The 542-nt window shown below is 51.7% G+C and carries 1 protein-coding gene; it reads right to left on the bottom strand.

The annotated features are described in order from the left end of the window. Positions 1–542: hydroxymethylbilane synthase (gene hemC, locus R7E38_RS23285; protein WP_318082212.1), on the bottom strand; the 542-nt coding region annotated here is incomplete at both ends.

The raw sequence follows: 542 nt of genomic DNA, 5'->3' as shown, positions 1-542 counted from the left end.
TGGCTCTAGAAGTTTGAGTAAGCGTTCGTCGTCTACGCGGCATTCAATACCGACTGCGCCTTGGCCAACCGCTGGCAGTGATTGTTCTGGTTCGATAAAGCTGCGAATTCGGTCTTCCAATTTCAAGCGCTTTAGACCTGCGGCTGCAAGAATGATAGCGTCGTACTCACCCGCATCCAGTTTGCCAAGTCGAGTACCCACGTTGCCACGCAGTTCTTTGATAATGATGTCTGGGCGGTATTCTTTCAGTTGGCATTGGCGACGCAAACTACAAGTACCGACGACCGCACCTTGAGGGAGTTCATCAATGCTGCTATAGGTATTAGAAACGAAGGCGTCGCGAGGGTCTTCGCGCTCGCAAATGGTCACGAGGCCAAGGCCTTCTGGGAAGTCGACAGGTACGTCTTTCATTGAGTGCACGGCTAGATCGGCGCGGCCTTCAAGCATGGCAACTTCAAGTTCTTTAACGAACAAGCCTTTGCCACCAACTTTAGCCAGCGGTGTATCCAAAATCACGTCACCTTTGGTCACCATGGTTACCA

The organism is Vibrio sp. Vb2131, assembly GCF_033338535.1.
GTDB classification, from domain to species: Bacteria; Pseudomonadota; Gammaproteobacteria; order Enterobacterales; family Vibrionaceae; genus Vibrio; species Vibrio alginolyticus.
The sequence above is the reverse complement of the archived record's forward strand: the minus strand, read 5'-3'. Positions and strand labels throughout refer to the sequence as shown.